The sequence below is a fragment of the Enterobacter cloacae complex sp. HYC080_NIDB genome (assembly GCF_056673325.1).
Window position 1 is genome coordinate 3,847,875 of record NZ_CP114212.1, and the last position, 19,725, is coordinate 3,867,599.

Annotated in this window: 16 protein-coding genes and 1 pseudogene; 4 read left to right on the forward strand and 13 right to left on the reverse strand. The window is 55.6% G+C overall.

All coding sequences use genetic code 11. The annotated features are described in order from the left end of the window. Positions 1-31: 31 nt before the first annotated feature. Genes lspA through ribF form a run of 3 tightly spaced genes read right to left on the reverse strand, consistent with a single transcriptional unit; the run spans position 32 to position 4,320 of the window. A complete protein-coding gene (gene lspA, locus O1723_RS18300) occupies positions 32-532 on the reverse strand; it encodes a signal peptidase II (RefSeq protein ID WP_008502034.1) in 501 nt (166 codons plus the stop codon). Beyond that, entirely contained in the window at positions 532-3,348 is a 2,817-nt protein-coding gene (ileS, locus tag O1723_RS18305) for an isoleucine--tRNA ligase (protein WP_023339009.1), read from the reverse strand. Before ileS ends, lspA begins: the two co-directional genes overlap by 1 nt. Positions 3,349-3,393: 45 nt before the next feature. Further along, positions 3,394-4,320, reverse strand: a complete 927-nt coding sequence (ribF, locus tag O1723_RS18310) for a bifunctional riboflavin kinase/FAD synthetase (protein ID WP_248190954.1) — start codon at positions 4,318-4,320, stop codon at positions 3,394-3,396. Between the two features lie 327 nt (positions 4,321-4,647). On the opposite strand from ribF, the gene rpsT reads away from it, so the two are divergent. Next, a complete protein-coding gene (gene rpsT / locus O1723_RS18315; protein WP_003856458.1) occupies positions 4,648-4,911 on the forward strand; it encodes a 30S ribosomal protein S20 in 264 nt (87 codons plus the stop codon). A gap of 57 nt (positions 4,912-4,968) precedes the next feature. On the opposite strand, the gene nhaR is transcribed toward rpsT, so the two are convergent. The 4 genes from nhaR to dnaK form a co-directional block, all read right to left on the reverse strand. Further along, positions 4,969-5,868, reverse strand: coding sequence for a transcriptional activator NhaR (gene nhaR, locus O1723_RS18320; RefSeq protein ID WP_023339008.1), 900 nt, complete (start codon positions 5,866-5,868; stop codon positions 4,969-4,971). Between the two features lie 57 nt (positions 5,869-5,925). Then, positions 5,926-7,101 (reverse strand): Na+/H+ antiporter NhaA, encoded by a 1,176-nt coding sequence (gene nhaA / locus O1723_RS18325; protein WP_023332057.1) that lies wholly within the window; start codon positions 7,099-7,101, stop codon positions 5,926-5,928. A 172-nt stretch (positions 7,102-7,273) separates the two neighbouring features. Beyond that, the gene (dnaJ, locus tag O1723_RS18330; RefSeq protein WP_014830600.1) at positions 7,274-8,419 is read right to left on the reverse strand and encodes a molecular chaperone DnaJ; all 1,146 of its coding nucleotides are present in this window, start codon (positions 8,417-8,419) and stop codon (positions 7,274-7,276) included. Between the two features lie 87 nt (positions 8,420-8,506). Next, positions 8,507-10,420 carry a molecular chaperone DnaK gene (gene dnaK, locus O1723_RS18335; RefSeq protein WP_014882491.1) on the reverse strand — a complete coding sequence of 638 codons (1,914 nt, stop codon included), beginning with the start codon at positions 10,418-10,420 and terminating at the stop codon, positions 8,507-8,509. 296 nt (positions 10,421-10,716) lie between these two features. On the opposite strand from dnaK, the gene satP reads away from it, so the two are divergent. Beyond that, positions 10,717-11,283, forward strand: a complete 567-nt coding sequence (satP, locus tag O1723_RS18340) for an acetate uptake transporter (protein ID WP_023336745.1) — start codon at positions 10,717-10,719, stop codon at positions 11,281-11,283. Here the strand turns inward: satP and O1723_RS18345 are convergent. The 3 genes and pseudogenes from O1723_RS18345 to tal form a co-directional block, all read right to left on the reverse strand. Next, positions 11,260-12,581 (reverse strand): annotated as a pseudogene (locus O1723_RS18345) (MFS transporter). The gene satP and the pseudogene O1723_RS18345 sit on opposite strands and share 24 nt — an antisense overlap. A gap of 122 nt (positions 12,582-12,703) precedes the next feature. Next, positions 12,704-13,291 (reverse strand): molybdopterin adenylyltransferase, encoded by a 588-nt coding sequence (gene mog / locus O1723_RS18350; RefSeq protein ID WP_014882488.1) that lies wholly within the window; start codon positions 13,289-13,291, stop codon positions 12,704-12,706. Between the two features lie 110 nt (positions 13,292-13,401). Next, on the reverse strand, positions 13,402-14,355 hold the full coding sequence (gene tal, locus O1723_RS18355) for a transaldolase (RefSeq protein WP_014882487.1): 954 nt from the start codon (positions 14,353-14,355) through the stop codon (positions 13,402-13,404). 262 nt (positions 14,356-14,617) lie between these two features. On the opposite strand from tal, the gene O1723_RS18360 reads away from it, so the two are divergent. Further along, complete coding sequence (locus tag O1723_RS18360) at positions 14,618-16,048, forward strand: alanine/glycine:cation symporter family protein (protein ID WP_023336743.1); 1,431 nt, start codon at positions 14,618-14,620, stop codon at positions 16,046-16,048. 66 nt (positions 16,049-16,114) lie between these two features. Further along, positions 16,115-16,888 carry a peroxide stress protein YaaA gene (gene yaaA / locus O1723_RS18365; protein WP_038421288.1) on the forward strand — a complete coding sequence of 258 codons (774 nt, stop codon included), beginning with the start codon at positions 16,115-16,117 and terminating at the stop codon, positions 16,886-16,888. Between the two features lie 32 nt (positions 16,889-16,920). Here the strand turns inward: yaaA and O1723_RS18370 are convergent, their stop codons facing one another. The 3 genes from O1723_RS18370 to thrB all read right to left on the reverse strand — a co-directional run bounded on the left by O1723_RS18370 (position 16,921) and on the right by thrB (position 19,724). Further along, a complete protein-coding gene (locus tag O1723_RS18370) occupies positions 16,921-17,214 on the reverse strand; it encodes a DUF2502 domain-containing protein (protein WP_014882484.1) in 294 nt (97 codons plus the stop codon). Positions 17,215-17,504: 290 nt separating this feature from the next. Next, a complete protein-coding gene (gene thrC, locus O1723_RS18375) occupies positions 17,505-18,791 on the reverse strand; it encodes a threonine synthase (protein WP_023332051.1) in 1,287 nt (428 codons plus the stop codon). Positions 18,792-18,794: 3 nt separating this feature from the next. Further along, positions 18,795-19,724 carry a homoserine kinase gene (gene thrB / locus O1723_RS18380; RefSeq protein WP_014882482.1) on the reverse strand — a complete coding sequence of 310 codons (930 nt, stop codon included), beginning with the start codon at positions 19,722-19,724 and terminating at the stop codon, positions 18,795-18,797. Position 19,725: the final 1 nt, after the last annotated feature.

Here is a 19,725-nt window from a genome sequence, read left to right on the forward strand (position 1 = left end):
GGGTAAGCGTAGCGCCACCCGGCATTGATGCTTACGCCTGCTCTTTCGCGGCCGGTTTCGGCAAGAAACCTTCCAGCACGATTAACGCCGCACCGATGCAAATTGCGCTATCGGCGAGGTTAAAGGTCGCGAAGTGCCAGTCGCCGACGTAGAAGTCGATCATATCGACCACAAAGCCGTGCCACAGGCGATCGAACAGATTGCCCAGCGCGCCGCCAATGATCAGCGCGTAGGCGATGTTATTCAGCTTTTGCGTTGCCTTCGAACGGTACATCAGCACTGCCAGTATGACGCAAATACCTAAAGCGATACCCGCGAAGAACCAGCGCTGCCAGCCACCGCTGTCAGCAAGGAAGCTAAACGCCGCACCGTAGTTACGTGCGTAGTGCAGGTTAAGCGACGGGAACAGCGGGACCGTCTCCCCCAGAGCAAAGTTCTGGAGGATCAAGAACTTGCTGCCCAGATCGATAATCAGCACTACCACAACCAGCCACAGCCAGCGCAGTCCTGTTGAACAGAGAGTTTTACTCATCAGGCAAACTTACGTTTTTCGCCGTCACCGGCGACGTTGCTTACACAGCGTCCGCAGATGTCTGCGTGTTCCGCCACCTGGCCGACATCCGTGGTGTAATGCCAGCAACGCGGGCATTTCTCACCGTCGGCTTTGCTCAGCGCGACTTTCAGTCCTTTGAGCAGCTCGCTCTGCTGAGCATCAGCAGAGGCCTCGGCATAATCCGCAACTTTCGCACCGGAGGTCAACAGGACAAATCGTAATTCATCACCCAGCGCGGTCAGTTTTGCCGCCAGCTCAGGTTCGGCGTACAGGGTGACTGCCGCTTCCAGAGAGCCGCCGACTTTCTTGTCCGCACGCGCCTGTTCGATAACCTTGTTCACTTCGCCACGCACTTTCAGCAGCTCGTCCCAGAAGGCATCGTTCATCGCTTCGGTGCTGGAGAGATCGAACAGACCTTCGTACCACTCGCCCGTGAAGACATATTTCTCACGGTCGCCTGGCAGGTAGCCCCAGATTTCATCCGCGGTGAAGGACATGATCGGCGCCATCCAGCGAACCAGCGCTTCAGCGATGTGGAACAGTGCGGTCTGGCAGCTACGACGCGCCACGCTGTCCGCTTTCGCGGTGTACTGGCGGTCTTTGATGATGTCGAGATAGAACGAGCCCATTTCGATGGAGCAGAAGCGCATCAGGCGCTGCACCACTTCGTGGAAATCATAAGACTCATAGGCTTTCAGGATATCGTCCTGCGCCGCTTTCGCACAGCCTACCGCCCAGCGGTCCAGCACGACCATCTCTTCCGGTTTCACCATGTCCTTCACTGGATCAAAACCGTTCAGGTTCGCCAGCAGGAAGCGCGCGGTGTTACGGATACGACGATAGCTGTCGGCAGCACGCTTCAGGATCTCGTCAGACACTGCCATTTCGCCGGTGTAGTCGGTAGAAGCCACCCAGAGACGCAGAATGTCTGCGCCCAGCTTGTTCATCACATCCTGCGGAGAAACGGTGTTCCCGATGGATTTAGACATCTTACGACCCTGACCATCCACGGTGAAGCCGTGAGTCAGTACCTGGCGATAAGGTGCTGTACCTTTCATGGCGGTGGAGATCATCAGGGATGACATGAACCAGCCGCGGTGTTGGTCAGACCCTTCCAGATACATGTCGGCAGCGTGACCGGCAAACTCTGGACGCACGTCAACCACCGAGGCGTGGGTCGAACCAGAGTCGAACCACACGTCCAGGGTATCTGGCACTTTCTCGTAGTTGTCCGCGTCCGCGCCCAGGATGTCGCGGGCATCGAGATCCCACCACGCCTGAATGCCGTTAACTTCGACGCGCTTCGCCACTTCTTCCATCAGTTCCAGGGTATTCGGGTGCAGTTCCTGCGTCTCTTTATGCACGAACAGAGACATCGGCACGCCCCAGGTACGCTGACGAGAGATACACCAGTCAGGACGGTTAGCGACCATGGATTCGATACGCGCCTGGCCCCAGTCCGGGATCCACTGCACGCCTTTGATCTCTTTCAGAGACTGCTCACGCAGGCCTTTCTGATCCATGCTGACGAACCACTGCGGGGTTGCACGGAAGATGATCGGCGTCTTGTGACGCCAGCAGCATGGATAGCTGTGCTGCATTTTCTCAACGTGCAGCAGCGCGCCGCTGGTGCGCAGCATATCCACGATGATGTCGTTGGCTTTAAAGACGTTGATACCGTCCAGAGCCGGATAAGTACCAGGCAGGTACGAGCCGTCCGGCCCCACCGGGTTAGCGATTTCCAGACCGTACTTCAGGCTGATGTTGTAGTCGTCAGGGCCGTGACCACCGGCGGTGTGTACCGCACCGGTACCGGCTTCCAGCGTAACGTGGTCGCCCAGGATGGCCGGAACGTCGAAGCCCAGGAACGGGTGTTTGAAGCGCATCAGTTCCAGCGCGTCGCCTTTCACGGTACCCAGCACGGTGTAGTCGGTGATGTTCGCGCGTTTCAGCACGCTCTCCACCAGATCTTTCGCCAGGATAACCGCGCGACCCTCAATCTGCACCAGCGCGTAGTCAAACTCACCGGACAGGGAGATTGCACGGTTGGCTGGCAGCGTCCACGGCGTGGTGGTCCAGATCACCAGCGAGACCGGGCCGTTAACGGAGGAGACGCCAAATTTGGCTTTCACCGCATCCTGATCGACGGCGTCGAACGCCACGTCGATAGAAGGCGAGGTTTTGTCGTAATACTCTACTTCGGCTTCTGCCAGCGCAGAACGGCAGTCCACGCACCAGTGCACCGGCTTCGCGCCTTTGTGCAGGTGGCCGTTACCGATGATTTTGCCCAGCGCACGGATGATGTTGGCTTCAGTTTTGAAGTCCATAGTCAGGTACGGGTGCGACCAGTCGCCCAATACGCCCAGACGGATAAAGTCCGCACGCTGGCCGTCAACCTGCGTGGCAGCGTATTCGCGGCATTTTGCGCGGAACTCAGCGGCGGTGAACTTCTCACCTGGCTTGCCAAACTCTTGCTCTACTTTCAGCTCGATTGGCAGACCGTGGCAATCCCAGCCCGGAACGTAAGGCGAGTCATATCCCGCGAGCCCTTTGGACTTCACGATAATGTCTTTCAGAATCTTGTTTACAGAGTGACCAATATGAATGCTGCCATTCGCATAGGGAGGGCCATCATGCAGAATGAAGGTTTTTTTGCCTTTTTTGGCTGCACGAATGATGCCGTACAGGTCATCATCGGTCCAACGCGCCAGCATTCCCGGTTCACGCTTGGCGAGATCGCCGCGCATCGGGAACCCTGTTTCCGGCAAATTCAGGGTTGATTTATAGTCACTCATCAGATTCTCGGTTCCGTATTTATCACGTAGGCATTTAAGCCGGGTTCATAGCCCAAAAAACTCGCGGGCCGTCAATTCATCACGCGCAATCTGCGCTTTTAGTTCATCCAGTGAAGCAAATCGCTGCTCATTGCGTATTTTTTTACGCAGTATTACATCTATATGGCGACCATAAAGGTCCATTACAACGTCCAGCAGGTGCACTTCTAACTGTTGACGTACACCGGCGACAGTGGGACGCGTGCCAATGTTGGCAACGCCGTAAAACGGCTTATCGCCCAGTCCTGCCACTTCCACCGCATAGACCCCTTTAACCGGGGAAACCTGACGACGCAGCGGGATATTCGCCGTCGGGAAACCTATCGTGCGCCCCAGGGCGTCGCCATGCACGACGCGGCCTGAGATGGTAAACGGATGCCCCAGCAGCGTTTCTGCCGTATCCAGTTCATCATTCGCCAGCGCCTGACGCACCGCCGTGCTGCTGACGCGCACGCCGCCTTCACAGAAGGTCATCGCGCTGGTCACGTCAAAACCGTACTCCAGGCCCGCCTTCTGTAATAGCAAGAAATCGCCCTGCCGACCAGCGCCAAAGCGGAAATCATCCCCCACGGCGAGAAACTGTAAGCCAAGACGCTTAACCAGCAGGTCGCTGACGAAATTTTGTGCTGTCAGTGCGGCAAAGCGACGATCGAAACGCACGCACAGCACGTAGTCCACGCCGGACTCTGCCAGGTAGCGCAGCTTCTCACGCAGGCGAGTGAGACGGGCGGGCGATTTATCCCCCGCAAACAGCTCCAGCGGTTGCGGTTCGAAAATCATCACCACCACGGGCAGGCCACGGGCCTCCCCCTCTTTACGCAATCCCTGCAACAGCGCCTGATGACCACGATGCACGCCGTCGAAATTACCAATAGTCAGCACGCACCCGTGTGGTGCGCTGCTGAGATTATGTATGCCGCGTATCAGCTTCATGTCTGGCTCAAAACAGTGAAAATCGCCAAAGTATACCTTGTACCGCGGTTAAGGTTAACCGGCGATTGTTCGCGCAAAACAGAAAGCCGTAATGATTTCATCAGGCTGACCTTTCACAGCGAAAAAATCTGCTCGTGAACTGCGATTTTTATGCCGAAAGGCTGTATTCACGCAAGACAAGCTGGTAGAATCCTGCGCCATCACTACGTAACGTAGCGTCGCTTTTTAACGGCGCTTATTTGCACAAATCCATTGACAAAAGAAGGCAAAGAGGGCATATTCCTCGGCCTTTGAATTGTCCACATAGATCATATTTGGGAGTTGGACTTGGCTAATATCAAATCAGCTAAGAAACGTGCCGTTCAGTCTGAAAAGGCTCGTAAGCACAACGCAAGCCGTCGCTCTATGATGCGTACTTTCATCAAGAAAGTATACGCAGCAATCGAAGCTGGCGACAAAGCTGCAGCGCAGAACGCATTTAACGAAATGCAACCAATCGTGGATCGTCAGGCTGCTAAAGGTCTGATCCACAAAAACAAAGCAGCGCGTCATAAAGCAAACCTGACCGCGCAGATCAACAAACTGGCTTAATCGCTACTTGTTGTTGCTTGTTTAAAGAACCCGCTTAACGCGGGTTTTTTTATGTCTTCAGATTGCCGGTGGCGTAAACAGCGCCGAGTAGTCACGGTTGCAGATTCGCTGCACCGCCGGGTGCTGAATCATTCTTTCGGCAAATATGGCGTGATACTCCTCCATCACGTTATCCACTCTGCCAATCTCCGTAATCTTGTTGTCTGAATAGAGATCGAGCACGTACAGCGTTGGCGCAACGAAGATGGCATTGTGCGCTTCGCCAAAGGCTTTCATCAGTGCCGCATCGTCGAATTCACCGAGGATCTCCACCTTCAGCCCCTGCGAGTTAAACCAGTTCAACAGCTTACGCCCGAGCATTGACCGCCTTCCCGGCACCAATAAGCGACGCTCTTCCAGACAGGCCGGGAAGGGTTTTTCCGGCGGCGGATTAATGCACCAGAAGCTGACACCGCATTCGCCAATCTTCACTGAGAACAGCCCTTCCTGCTGCGTGGAGTCGATGGGGCAGTCCGAGATAATCATATCCAGCTTATGCTGGCTCAGCTGTTCCAGCAGCATCTCGTGGGTAGATTCAAAGCAGCGCAGATGGATTTGTTCATCTTCCACCACCGCGGCATCCAGCACGCCGCTCACCAGCCGTTTGGACAGCGCATCCGCCACGCCGACGTCAAAGAGCAGGTTAGACTCTTTGCTATAGTTGACGATATCCAGCATCTCCTGGCTCAGGGTGAACATCTTGTCCGCATAGCGAAAGACCAGTTCCCCAAGTTCGCTTGGCTCAATCCCGCGGCCTTTACGCTTGAACAGCTTGCCCTGCAGGCGCTCTTCCAGCGCCTTGATTTGGCCGGTAATGGTCTGCGGCGTGAGATAGAGCGCCTCAGCCGCCCCCACCACCGAGCCCTGCTTGTAGACGTGCCAGAAGTAGTAAAGATGGTTGTAATTCAAATGAGACATAGCGTCTTCACTCCCTGAGTATGTAACGGGAGAAGGCTCATCTTCTCCCGGTTTCCGTTATGCCTGGACAGCCTGTCCGGGCAATTTCACCTTCAACAAGGTATAACCGATTACCGCGGCCAGTAATGACCCGATAAGAATGCCGAGCTTCGCCCAGACGATGAGTTCAGGGGCATTTGCGCCAAACGCCAGCGTCGAGATAAAGATCGACATGGTAAATCCAATACCACACAGCACGCCGACAGCCATAATCTGACCAAAGGTGGTGCCGTTCGGCAGCGATGCCAGCTTCATCTTCAGCGCCAGCCAGCAGAACAGGCTGATCCCCAGCGGTTTACCAATAAACAGCCCGGCAATAATGCCCAGCGGAAGGACAGACGTCAGCCCATCCAGCGTCACGCCCTGCAGGGAAACACCGGCGTTAGCAAAGGCAAACAGTGGCAGGATCATAAAGGCGACCCACGGGTGCAGGACGTGCTCAAGCTGTTTAGCAGGGGATTTACCCTCCTGCGGTTTTAGCGGCACAAAGAAGCCAACAATCACCCCGGCCAGCGTGGCATGCACGCCGGATTTCAATACCGCTGTCCAGAGTACCATCCCCACGAGGATGTAAATGCCGATGCGGCGGACATTGAAAATGTTCAGCAGCGCCAGGACCGCAATTGCACCTGCTGCCACGCTCAGCGACAGAATCGACAGATCGCTGGTATAAAACAGCGCGATAATCACGATCGCGCCCAGATCATCAATGATCGCCAGCGCCATCAGGAAGATTTTCAACGCCATCGGCACGCGGCTGCCGAGCAAGGCTAAGACACCGAGCGCAAACGCGATATCCGTTGCCGCCGGGATAGCCCACCCGTCACGCGCAACAGGATCCTGCCAGGTAAACGCAAGGAACAGCAGTGCCGGAACGACCATCCCGCCGATAGCGGCGATCACCGGAAAGGCGGCGCGCTGACGGCTGGCGAGGGAGCCCAACACCAGCTCCCGTTTGACCTCAAGTCCCACCAGCAGGAAGAACACCGCCATTAGCGCATCGTTGATCCACAGCAGCATGTTCTTGTTAATTTCCAGCGCCCCGACCTTCAGCTCAACGGGTGTTTCCAAAAATGCGTGATAGAGATCGCGCGTCATGCCCAGGTTCGCCAGCACCATTGCGGCTGCCGCGGCAATAATCAGGATCACACCACCGGACGCCTCACTGCTAAAGAAACGGTGTAGTAATTTCATTTAAGTTCTCTCTTTTACAACAATACCTCGATAAAACCATAATACCAAGCCAAATAGCTCGGCAAAAACAGATTAATATTGAGTGTAGACTCAGTTTTACCGATCTATCCCCCAAAATAAAAAAGCCCGGAATCGCTTCCAGGCTTTATATCGTGGAAAACCGGCTAACAGATTAGCGGGTCAAATCGTCGAAGAATTTTTTGACGCCATCAAAGAAGCTTTTGGAGCGCGGGCTGTTTTTCTCGCCCGTTGGGCCGCCAAAGCTCTCCTGCAGCTCTTTCAGTAGCTGTTTCTGCTTGTCGTTCAGCCCCACTGGGGTTTCTACAACCACACGGCACAGCAGGTCGCCCTGAGCACCGCCGCGAACGGACTTCACGCCTTTACCGCGCATGCGGAACAGCTTACCGGTCTGGGTTTCGCCCGGGATCTTCAGATTGACGCGACCATCCAGGGTAGGCACTTCAATTTCACCACCGAGCGCCGCCATGGCGAAGTTGATCGGCACTTCACAGTACAGGTTGTTACCTTCACGCTCGAAGATGGCATGCTGCTTCACCTGAACCTGAACGTACAGATCGCCTGCCGGTGCGCCGTGCTCACCGGCTTCACCTTCACCTGCCAGACGGATGCGGTCGCCCGTATCCACGCCTGCCGGGATTTTGACGGACAGGGTCTTGGTTTTCTCAACGCGACCATGACCGTGGCATTTAGTGCACGGATCTTTAATCAGCGTACCGCGGCCATGACAGTGAGGACAGGCCTGCTGTACTGCGAAGAAGCCCTGACGCATCTGCACCTGACCGGAACCGTGACAGGTTGGACAGGTCTGCGGCTGGGTACCCGCTTTCGCGCCGCTGCCGTGGCACACGTCACACTCTTCCAGCGTCGGGATACGGATCTCTTTGGTAACACCGCGAACGGCCTCTTCCAGCGTCAGCTCCATGTTGTAGCGCAGGTCTGCGCCGCGCGCTGCGCGCTGACGACCACGACCGCCGCCAAAGATATCGCCGAACACGTCGCCGAAGATGTCGCTGAAATCAGCACCGCCGCCAAAGCCGCCGCCACCGAATCCGCCGCCGCCCATGCCGCCCTGTTCAAAGGCTGCGTGGCCGTACTGGTCATAGGCCGCACGTTTTTGTGCATCGGTCAGGACTTCGTAGGCTTCTTTGATCTCTTTAAATTTTGCTTCAGCCTCTTTATCCCCCTGGTTGCGGTCCGGGTGGAATTTCATGGCCAGGCGCTTATACGCCTTTTTGATTTCACGCTCTTCCGCAGTTTTCGGAACGCCTAAAATCTCGTAATAGTCTTGCTTTGCCATTGGTTTTTTTAAGCCCCTTAACATGCGAGCACGGGCGTGGAGAGTTCTCCTACGCCCGTGCCGATTAATTACCCTGCATCAGGGCGATTATTTTTTGTCTTTAACTTCTTCGAACTCAGCGTCGACAACGTCGTCGTCTTTCGCGTTGTTCGCGGAAGCGTCAGCGCCCGCTTGCTGCTGCGCGTGCTGCTGCTGAGCAATTTCCATCAGCTTCTGGGAAGCCTGTGCCAGCTCCTGCATCTTCGCTTCGATATCCGCTTTGTCTTCGCCTTTCAGAGACGTTTCCAGCGCGGTCAGTGCAGCTTCGATAGCCGTTTTATCTTCCGCTGGCAGTTTGTCGCCCGCTTCTTCAACCTGCTTACGGGTGCTGTGCAGCAGATGGTCACCCTGGTTACGGGTCTGAACCAGCTCTTCGAACTTACGGTCAGATTCCGCGTTCGCTTCTGCTTCACGAACCATTTTCTGGATCTCTTCTTCGTTCAGACCGGAAGAAGCCTTAATGGTGATCTTCTGCTCTTTACCGCTGTTTTTGTCTTTCGCGGAAACGTGCAGGATACCGTCAGCATCGATATCGAAGGTCACTTCGATCTGCGGCATGCCGCGTGGTGCCGGGTTGATACCATCCAGGTTGAACTGACCCAGAGATTTGTTATCAGACGCACGTTTACGCTCACCCTGCAGCACATGGATGGTTACCGCAGACTGGTTGTCTTCAGCGGTAGAGAACACCTGGCTGTGCTTGGTCGGGATAGTGGTGTTTTTAGTGATCAGCGCAGTCATCACGCCGCCCATGGTTTCGATACCCAGAGACAGCGGGGTAACGTCCAGCAGCAGAACGTCTTTCACTTCACCGGTCAATACACCACCCTGAACGGCAGCACCGATAGCAACGGCTTCGTCCGGGTTAACATCTTTACGTGGCTCTTTACCGAAGAACTCAGCCACTTTCTTCTGGACCATTGGCATACGGGTCTGACCACCAACGAGGATAACGTCATTGATATCAGACACGGACAAGCCAGCATCCTGCAGAGCAACTTTCAGTGGCTCGATAGAACGGTTCACCAGGTCTTCGACCAGGCTTTCCAGTTTTGCACGGGTCACTTTGATGTTCATGTGTTTAGGACCGGTCGCATCTGCAGTAATGTACGGCAGGTTAACGTCGGTCTGCTGAGCGGAAGACAGTTCGATCTTCGCTTTCTCAGCGGCTTCTTTCAGGCGCTGCATGGCCAGCGGGTCGTTACGCAGGTCGATGCCCTGATCTTTCTTGAACTCGTCTACGAGGTAGTTGATCAGACGGGTATCGAAGTCTTCACCACCCAGGTGGGTATCACCGTTGGTTGCCAGAACTTCGAAGGTTTTTTCGCCGTCAACTTCGTCGATTTCGATAATAGAGATATCGAAGGTACCACCACCCAGGTCGTAAACCGCGATAGTGCGGTTGCCCACTTCTTTATCCAGACCGTAAGCCAGAGCCGCTGCGGTAGGTTCGTTGATGATACGTTTTACTTCCAGACCTGCGATACGGCCAGCATCTTTGGTAGCCTGACGCTGAGCATCGTTAAAGTAGGCAGGTACGGTGATAACGGCTTCAGTTACTGGCTCACCCAGGTAATCTTCAGCAGTCTTCTTCATTTTTTTCAGCACTTCAGCAGAGATCTGCGGTGGTGCAGTTTTGGTGCCTTTCACATCAAGCCATGCATCGCCGTTATCTGCTGCGATGATTTTGTAAGGCATGATAGAAACGTCACGCTGAACTTCTTCGTCCTGGAAGCGGCGGCCGATCAGGCGTTTAATCGCAAACAGGGTATTTTGCGGGTTTGTCACTGCCTGACGTTTAGCCGGCTGACCAACCAGAGTTTCACCATCCTGGGTATAAGCAATGATAGAAGGCGTGGTGCGATCGCCCTCGGCGTTCTCCAGCACGCGTGCAGTAGTGCCGTCCATAATCGCTACACAAGAGTTGGTCGTACCCAGGTCGATACCAATAATTTTACCCATCTAAACGTCTCCACTAAAAATTCAGTCAACATGTGGTTGTGTACCTGTAATAAGGGCAGAACGTGCTTTTTCAACTGCCCAGATTTGATTTTTTTCAGGTCCACACACTGCGGTTGACTACAAGATGGGGTCGCTACGGCATCCATCAAGGGGCAAGCGTAAAAAAATTTTTAATTTCACCCTGATGAGATCATAGACGGCATCGATTGCGCCCATTATGATGCCGCGCCCCGTCAGGGAGTAATGACGCGGGTTTAACCATTTCACCATATTAATGATGATTTTTTTGAGGACTTATGGGCAACACTAAGTTGGCTAATCCGGCTCCGCTGGGCCTGATGGGTTTTGGCATGACCACTATCCTGCTGAACCTGCACAACATCGGGATGTTCCCGATGGATGGCATTATCCTGGCGATGGGCATTTTTTACGGCGGCATCGCACAAATCTTCGCGGGTCTGCTGGAATATAAGAAAGGCAACACCTTCGGCTTAACCGCCTTCACCTCTTACGGCTCGTTCTGGCTGACGCTGGTCGCTATCCTGCTGATGCCTAAAATGGGTCTGGCAGACGCAGCGAATGCCCACTTCCTGGGCGTGTATCTGGGTCTGTGGGGCGTCTTCACCCTGTTCATGTTCTTCGGCACGCTGAAAGGGAACCGCGCGCTGCAGTTCGTCTTCCTGAGCCTGACCGTACTGTTCGCCCTGCTGTCCATCGGCCACCTGGTGGATAACGAAGGCATCGTACACGTTGCAGGCTGGATTGGCCTGGTATGCGGCGCAAGCGCTATCTACCTGGCCATGGGTGAAGTGCTGAACGAGCAGTTCGGCCGCACTATTCTACCGATTGGTGAAAAACACTGATTCGTCTGTCGTGCCCGCCTCGCGGGCACGATTTTCCCCTGACTGCCGAAGCCAAATCCCCAATACCAGCCCCATTAACGATAACGCCAGCACGTACCAGGCCGGCGCCAGGGGAGACACGCCCATTAATACCGTCACCGCAATCGGCGTCAGTCCGCCAAAGATGGCATACGAGACGTTGTAAGAAAATGAGATGCCGGTGAAGCGCACCTCAGGCGGGAACGCACGTACCATCACATACGGTACCGCCCCGACAACGCCTACGCACAGGCCTACCACACCGTACAGCAGGAACAGCTGTTCAGGGTGGCTGCCTGCCAAATGGTAAAACGCCCAGCTTGATGCGGCCAGTAACAGGCTGCCGACGATAAAGGTCACGCTGGCACCGAAGCGATCGGCAGCCAGCCCGGCGGCCAGACAGCCAAAGCAAAGCATAATGGTCGCGATACTGTTCGCCTGTAACGTTACTGCCGGGGCAAACCCGTACTGCTTTTGCAGCCAGACCGGCGACATCAAAATCACCACTACGATGCCCGCCGAGAGAAGCCAGGTGAGCAGCATCGACACCACGACCGCTTTTTATGGCGCACCACCACGGCCTTGACCGGCAACTCCTGAGCCAGCGCTTTGCGCTGCTGCATCTCAAGGAAAATCGGCGTCTCCTGCAACCAGCGACGCAGATACATCGCCACCAGGCCAAACGCTCCGCCCAGCAGGAACGGTAAGCGCCAGCCCCAGTCGTGCACAGCCTGCTGCGTCATGCTGGTGTTTACAATGGTCGCAACGACGGAACCAAGCAAAATCCCCACCGTTAACCCCGCGGTTAAGGTGCCGCAGGCGATACCAATGCGGCGCGCCGGAACATGTTCCGCAACAAACACCCACGCCCCCGGTACCTCACCACCGATCGCCGCCCCCTGAAGAATACGCATCAGTAGCAGCAATAACGGGGCAACAATACCCATTGAGGCATAGGTTGGCAGCAGGCCAATCGCCAGCGTCGGCACGGCCATCAGCAGGATACTCAGGGTAAACATTTTCTTGCGCCCGACCAGATCGCCAAAGTGCGCCATCACAATGCCGCCCAGCGGACGTGCCAGATATCCGGCAGCAAAAATGCCGAAGGTTTGCACCTGTCGCAGCCATTCCGGGATATCCGCCGGGAAGAACAACTCCCCTACCACAGCGGCGAAGAAAACAAAGATGATGAAGTCGTAAAACTCCAGCGCGCCGCCCAGAGCGGCGAGCGAGAGGGTTTTGTAATCCTGTCGATTCAGAGGTCGGGTGTTATGTGACATAGCGAACCATTGTGCATGTGTTGTGGATTATTTTTTACAGCAATCGTAAAGAAAAAATTACTATATCGTAAATCCATTTACACGCCACTGCGGCTGACGCTAATGTCACATTTTAATTAACTTCAGGAGATTGTCTCGCGGCGGGCGCTTTTAGGACGAAATGCTGCTACCACTTTGTCGTCCGTCTCGACGTACGGCCCCTCCAGCAGCTGTATACAATACGGTACACTTGCAAAGATGCCGTGGACGATGACGCTGCCATCCTCCGCTTTCAGTCCTTCCAGCGTCTCTTTGATGGACTTCGGCTGGCCCGGCAGGTTCAGAATCAGCGCCTGTTTGCGGATCACCCCCACCTGGCGAGACAAAATGGCCGTCGGGACAAAGTGTAGACTGATCTGACGCATCTGTTCACCGAAGCCTGGCATTTCACGATCGGCAATCGCCAGCGTCGCGTCCGGGGTAACATCGCGGCGCGCAGGGCCGGTTCCGCCCGTCGTCAGCACAAGGTGACAGCTCATTTCATCCACCAGCTCACACAGGGTCTGCTCGATGATTGGCTGTTCGTCCGGGATCAGGCGGGTCTGGATCTCAAACGGGGTGGTCAACGCGCTTGCCAGCCACTCTTCCAGAAGAGGGATGCCTTTATCCTGGTAAACGCCGCTGGAGGCGCGGTCGGAAATCGACACTAAGCCGATGCGTAAGGTATTCATATCCATTCCATTCAAAAAGTACTGATTAAAGGGAATGATACACGCAGAGGGGAAATTCAGACAGAGTACGAAAGAAGTAGCGTGACCGGGGACCCGGTCACGCAGAATGATTACAGCAGGTCGCCGATCATTTTTTCCAGTTTTTCCTGGTCAATAGCAAACTTACGGATACCGTCCGCCAGTTTGTCTACCGCCATTGGATCCTGGTTGTGCTGCCACAGGAACTCGGATTCGGTGATGCGTTCTGGACGCGCCTTCACTTCACCGGTGTAAGACAGTTTGCGCTCGATGGTACCTTCGCTTTCAGCCAGCTCTTTCAGCAGCGCAGGTGCGATGGTCAGACGGTCACAGCCAGCCAGTTCGATGATTTCACCGACGTTACGGAAGCTTGCGCCCATCACCACGGTCTCATAACCATGCTGTTTGTAGTATTCGTAGATTTCAGTCACGGAAACCACGCCTGGATCTTCAGACGCCGCGTACTCTTTCTTGTCGGTGTTGGCTTTGTACCAGTCCAGAATACGGCCTACGAACGGAGAAATCAGGTATACGCCAGCTTCAGCACAAGCACGCGCCTGCGCGAAGGAGAACAGCAGGGTCAGGTTACAGTTGATGCCTTCTTTTTCCAGCTGCTCCGCCGCGCGGATGCCCTGCCAGGTAGACGCCAGTTTGATCAGGATACGGTCGTTGCTGATGCCCGCATCGTTGTACAGTTTGATCAGACGTTTTGCTTTAGCAATTGACGCTTCGGTGTCGTAGGACAGACGTGCATCCACTTCGGTGGAGATACGGCCCGGGACCAGTTTCAGAATTTCCAGACCGATGTTCACGGCCAGTTTATCAGTGGCATCCACAACCTGCTGGGCGCGGTCATTGCTCTGTGCTTTCGCCCAGGTCACGGCCTCGTCAATCAGTTTGCGATACTCAGGGATCTGTGCGGCGTTAAGGATCAGAGAAGGGTTAGTTGTGGCATCCTGCGGCTGGTACAGCTTCATTGCCGCGATATCTCCGGTGTCAGCTACGACAGTGGTGAACTGACGAAGGGAGGTCAATTTATCCGTCATGATAGTGTTTCTCTTTTAACGTGCCCTGGATAATTCACGCTACCGACAGCATGCCTGCAGCGGAAAAATGACAGGTTTACTTGTTAGGGGGATGTAACCGGTCTGCCCTGATGATAACACGACGGAGGGGTAGCGCAACCGCAGACAGTGCGCTTAGGCAGAGTATGATAAACTGAGAATATTAACAGGCTGCTAAGCAACAGCATCCCCAATCAGTGGTAGCGCTTACATATTCACATTGGCATCAACAAGAGGGACGTTAATGCCTGATTTCTTTTTCTTTATTAACGAAGTCCTCTGGGGCTCGATAATGATTTACCTGCTCCTGGGAGCAGGTATCTGGTTTACGCTACGCAGTGGGTTTATCCAGTTTCGCTATATTCGCAAGTTTGGCAGAAGTCTGAAAAACAGCGTCACGCCCCATCCGGGCGGACTCACCTCGTTTCAGGCGCTGTGTACCAGCCTTGCGGCACGCCTTGGCAGCGGCAATCTGGCAGGCGTTGCACTGGCCATCAGCGCAGGAGGGCCTGGCGCAGTGTTCTGGATGTGGGTCACGGCACTTCTGGGAATGGCCACCTCTTTCGCCGAAAGTTCGCTGGCGCAACTCTACAAAGAGAAGGATAAAAGCGGACAGTTTCGTGGCGGCCCGTCATGGTATATGGCGCGTGGTTTAGGGATGCGCTGGATGGGCGTGCTGTTCTCGCTTTTTTTACTGTTCGCATACGGCCTCATTTTTAATACCGTCCAGTCAAACTCGGTTGCCCATGCTCTGCGCTATACCTTCTCCTGTCCGGAGTGGCTCACGGGCAGCGTGTTAGCCCTCTTTGTTTTGCTCGCCATTTCTGCCGGCCTTAGGGGCGTCGCCCGCCTGATGCAGTGGCTGGTGCCCATTATGGCCCTGCTCTGGGTTGCCGCGAGTCTGGTCGTTGCAGCACTGCATTTCGAACAGGTTCCGGGGGTCATTGCGTCCATCTTTAAAAGCGCCTTTGGCTGGCGAGAAGTCGCATCAGGCGCGCTGGGCTATACCCTGAGCCAGGCATTGATGGCAGGTTTTCAACGGGGCATGTTCTCCAATGAAGCCGGAATGGGTTCCACTCCCAACGTCGCAGCGGCCGCCTCTTCGTGGCCGCCACACCCGGCTGCGCAGGGTATTGTGCAGATGATCGGCGTCTTTATGGATACGGTGATCATCTGTTCCGCCAGTGCCATGATCCTCCTGCTGGCCGGCCCGGTACCCCATACCTCGGATGCCGTCGGGATACAATTTCTTCAGCAGGCGCTGGTGAACCTGACCGGCGGCTGGGGGGCTGGCTTTGTCTCGCTCATACTGATGTTGTTCTCCTTCAGCTCAATTGTGGTCAACTATCTGTACGCTGAAAACAACCTCATTTTCCTGAGATTCAACGCTCGCCCTGCTATCCTCCTGCTTCGCCTGGGGGTGATACTGATGGTGTTCGCGGGCGCCCTTCTGACGATGCCTATGATCTGGCAGCTGGCGGATGTCATTATGGCGCTAATGGCAATCACTAACCTGACGGCGATCCTGCTGCTCTCCCCCGTTGTGACGCTTATTGCCAAAGATTATCTTCGCCAGCGCAAGCTGGGGGTTGCCCCGGTATTTGATGCGTCACGTTACCCCGAAATTGCGTCACAACTAGCCCCTGGCACCTGGGATGATTTGCCCCGGCGATAACAGCTATCGATCAATTCAGGGCGATTTTTTGTTAAAGTCGCTCTAAATTTCCTGCAAGGACTGGATATGCTGATTCTGATTTCACCTGCAAAAACGCTCGACTACCAGAGCCCGCTCGCCATTGAGCGCTATACCCAGCCAGAACTGCTGGATTATTCACAGCAGCTGATCCGTGAAGCGCGCAAGCTCTCTGCGCCGCAAATCGCCTCGCTGATGGGCATCAGCGACAAGCTGGCAGACCTGAACGCGACCCGATTCCATGAATGGCATCCGGATTTCACCCCTGCTAACGCGCGTCAGGCGATTCTGGCGTTTAAAGGTGATGTCTATACCGGTCTGCAGGCGGAAGACTTCAGTGAAGCCGACTTCGATTTTGCCCAGCAGCATCTGCGTATGCTGTCGGGTCTGTATGGCGTACTGCGTCCGCTGGATCTGATGCAGCCGTACCGTCTGGAGATGGGCATTCGTCTTGAAAACGCCAAAGGCAAAGACTTGTACCATTTCTGGGGCGAAATTATCACCGACAAGCTGAACGCGGCGCTACGCGCTCAGGGCGATAACGTGGTGATTAACCTGGCATCCGATGAATACTACAAGTCGGTGAAACCGAAAAAGCTGGATGCGGAGATCATCAAGCCGGTCTTCCTGGATGAGAAAAACGGCAAGTTCAAGGTCATCAGCTTCTATGCCAAAAAGGCGCGGGGCCTCATGAGCCGCTATATCATTCAGAACCGCCTGACCAAGCCGGAGCAGCTGACCGGTTTTAACAGCGAAGGCTATTTCTTTGACGAAGACGCGTCGGGGAAAGGCGAACTGGTCTTTAAACGCCACGAACAGTAAAACAACACCCCGCCTGCTGGCGGGGTGTTGCATTAATGGTGCTTCCAGTCCGGCCCTGGATGGCGATCGTCATGATGATGGTCGTGTCGATCGTCACGATCGCGATGTTCGTCATGCGGGCGCCAGTGGTTATCACGCCAGTCATAATGCGCCTTCCACCAGTCGTGGTCGCGCCAGCGGCCGCCGTCCCAGTAATGCCCGCTGTTGTCCCGGTCGCCAATCTGCAGTTTAACCGCCGGTACGAGGGTGATTTCGGATGCCTGTGCCGCCATGGGAGCGACCAGCACCAGTGAAAGCGCGATGAGTGCAGGTTTCAGTGTAGACATCTGTGACTCCTTATTCTTCTTGCCCAACGTGGGCCGATGTAAGGAGAGTACGCGAGGGGAACGGGGGATGTTATTCTCTGCAATCCTAAACGCTAAGTGACCGCATTTATTGGGAATTTCTGCTTTTTTCCTGCTTTATTCCTCCTTATTTTCTTCACAAAAAAAGCCGGGTGGCGGCTTCGCCTTTCCCGGCCTAAAAATCGGTGCTGCTTTTGCCGGGTGGCGCTGCGCTTACCCGGCCTACAAACCCCGTAGGTCCGGTAAGGCGTAGCCGCCACCGGGCAACACAATCACGCGCGAGTCATCATCAGCTTACGCAGCGCGGCAAAATCCGCAGGCAGCTCGTGTGACAACAGCGGCAGGTCGGCACGCTCGGCCAGCTCTTTTGGCAGCGGCAGCGTTTCGCCCAGGATCGCTTCCACGCTCTCTTTGAACTTGGCGGGATGGGCGGTACCGAGGAACAGACCATATTCCCCCGGGTTGAGCTGGTCGCGCAGTGCGCGATACGCAATTGCCGCGTGCGGCTCAGAGGTATATCCCACCGCCTTCAGCTCGCGCATGGTCGCTTTAGTGGTCTCATCCGTCACCGCCGCGTAGCCCAGGTCCACCAGACGCCATACCTTGCGGCGGAACAGCTCTTCCACGCGCGGCCAGTTGTTTGGCTGTGACACATCCATGGCATTGGAGAGCGTTGCCTGCGTCGCGTTCGGTGCCCATTTCCCGTCTTTCAGGAAGCGCGGCACGGTGTCGTTGGCGTTGGTAGCGGCGATAAAGCGCTTCACCGGCAGACCGAGCGATTTCGCCAGTAATCCCGCCGTCAGGTCACCGAAGTTACCGCTTGGTACGGACACCACCAGCTGATTGCGCGCTTCCTGCGGCAGCTGCGCTACCGCTTCGAAGTAGTAGCAAATCTGCGCCAGCAGACGGCTGATGTTGATGGAGTTGGCGGAATTCAGCCCCAGCGCGGCCTTCAGCTCTTCATCATCGAACGCCTGCTTGACCAGCGCCTGACAGGCATCAAAGTCACCGTCGATCGCCACGGTCTCAATGTTGCCGCCGAGCGTACAGAACAGTTTTTCCTGCAGCGGGCTGATTTTGCCTTTTGGATAGAGGATCACCACGCGGACGTTTTTCAGGCCGTAGAACGCATGCGCGACCGCGGCACCGGTATCGCCAGAGGTGGCTGTCAGAATGGTCACCGGCTTGTCGCCGCTGATGTGGGTCAGCATCTGCGCCATAAAGCGGCCGCCGAAGTCTTTAAACGCCAGGGTCGGGCCGTGGAACAGCTCCAGACAACCGACGTCAGGCTCCACCTGCTGCACCGGAGCCGGGAAGGCAAACGCCGCACGCACGCGCTCTTCCAGCAGCTCCTGAGGGATTTCGTCGCCGATAAACGCAGACAGAATTTTGGTGCTGCGGGTGACAAAGTCCTGCTTCAGCAGTTCATCAATCTCGGTCAGCTGAAATTCCGGCAGGTCATGCGGGAAGAACAGCCCCTGATTTTTGCCCAGCCCCTGAGTCACTGCCTGCGCGAAGCTGACCTGCTCGTTATGATCTTTAAGGTTATAGAGTTTCATTCGTTATCCCAGTACTCGTGCGCCAGCCGTGTCCAGACGGCAAATATGAACAAAGCCTTCCTGATTTTGCAGGTAGTGTTTAGAGAGCCAGTCCGCCACGCGCTGCGCGGTGTCTGGCTTATCGCACAGGGCGAACAGCGTCGGGCCGGAGCCGGAGATGCCGCACGCCTGCGCGCCGATATCCATGGCGGCCTGTCGCGCCTCGTTAAAGCCAGGCAGCAGCTTCGTGCGGTACGGCTCGGCAATGACATCCTTCATCAGCTTCGCCGCCAGCTGCGGCTGACGGGTATAGCAGGCGTGGATAAAGCCCGCCAGATGACGTCCGTGAGCAATACAGTCCTGACGACGATATTGCGCAGGCAGGATCGCACGCGCTTCCGCGGTAGAGACCTTAATCCCCGGATACGCCAGCACCCACAGCCACTCATCAAACCCTGGCACCTGCTGGCTGATGATGCCATTTTCTTCGATCATCAGCTGCATACCGCCAAGGAAGCACGGTGCCACATTGTCATAGTGGATACTGCCGGAGATACGCCCTTCCAGCTCGCCCATTAACCCCAGCAGGCGGCTGTTATTCAAAGGCTTGCCGCAGTGCTCGTTCATCGCCACCAGCGCGGCAACCACGGAACAGGCGCTGGAGCCCAGCCCCGAACCAATCGGCATACTTTTTTCCAGCGTCATGGCGACCGGCACGTTTTTGCCGATCTCCTGACAGAAGCGTTCCCAGCACTGATAGACGATATTCTCGCGCGGGTCGGACGGCAGTTTGCTGGCGAATCGGCCCACGTTATTGAGGCTGAAACTCGCCGCCGCCTCAACCGTAACCGTATCGCCCAACAGCGAACCGTCCACCGGCGTGACCGCCGCACCCAGCACATCGAATCCGACGCTCATATTGGCGCTGGAAGCCGGGGCATAAACTTTGACCATG

Coding starts and splice junctions, on each gene's coding strand:
- yaaA (WP_038421288.1), top strand. CDS start 16,115: ATGCTGATTCTGATTTCACCTGCAAAAACGCTCGACTACCAGAGCCCG.
- O1723_RS18370 (WP_014882484.1), bottom strand. CDS start 17,214: ATGTCTACACTGAAACCTGCACTCATCGCGCTTTCACTGGTGCTGGTC.
- dnaK (WP_014882491.1), bottom strand. CDS start 10,420: ATGGGTAAAATTATTGGTATCGACCTGGGTACGACCAACTCTTGTGTA.
- nhaA (WP_023332057.1), bottom strand. CDS start 7,101: ATGAAATTACTACACCGTTTCTTTAGCAGTGAGGCGTCCGGTGGTGTG.
- mog (WP_014882488.1), bottom strand. CDS start 13,291: ATGAATACCTTACGCATCGGCTTAGTGTCGATTTCCGACCGCGCCTCC.
- ileS (WP_023339009.1), bottom strand. CDS start 3,348: ATGAGTGACTATAAATCAACCCTGAATTTGCCGGAAACAGGGTTCCCG.
- O1723_RS18360 (WP_023336743.1), top strand. CDS start 14,618: ATGCCTGATTTCTTTTTCTTTATTAACGAAGTCCTCTGGGGCTCGATA.
- satP (WP_023336745.1), top strand. CDS start 10,717: ATGGGCAACACTAAGTTGGCTAATCCGGCTCCGCTGGGCCTGATGGGT.
- thrB (WP_014882482.1), bottom strand. CDS start 19,724: ATGGTCAAAGTTTATGCCCCGGCTTCCAGCGCCAATATGAGCGTCGGA.
- lspA (WP_008502034.1), bottom strand. CDS start 532: ATGAGTAAAACTCTCTGTTCAACAGGACTGCGCTGGCTGTGGCTGGTT.
- dnaJ (WP_014830600.1), bottom strand. CDS start 8,419: ATGGCAAAGCAAGACTATTACGAGATTTTAGGCGTTCCGAAAACTGCG.
- thrC (WP_023332051.1), bottom strand. CDS start 18,791: ATGAAACTCTATAACCTTAAAGATCATAACGAGCAGGTCAGCTTCGCG.
- nhaR (WP_023339008.1), bottom strand. CDS start 5,868: ATGTCTCATTTGAATTACAACCATCTTTACTACTTCTGGCACGTCTAC.
- tal (WP_014882487.1), bottom strand. CDS start 14,355: ATGACGGATAAATTGACCTCCCTTCGTCAGTTCACCACTGTCGTAGCT.
- ribF (WP_248190954.1), bottom strand. CDS start 4,320: ATGAAGCTGATACGCGGCATACATAATCTCAGCAGCGCACCACACGGG.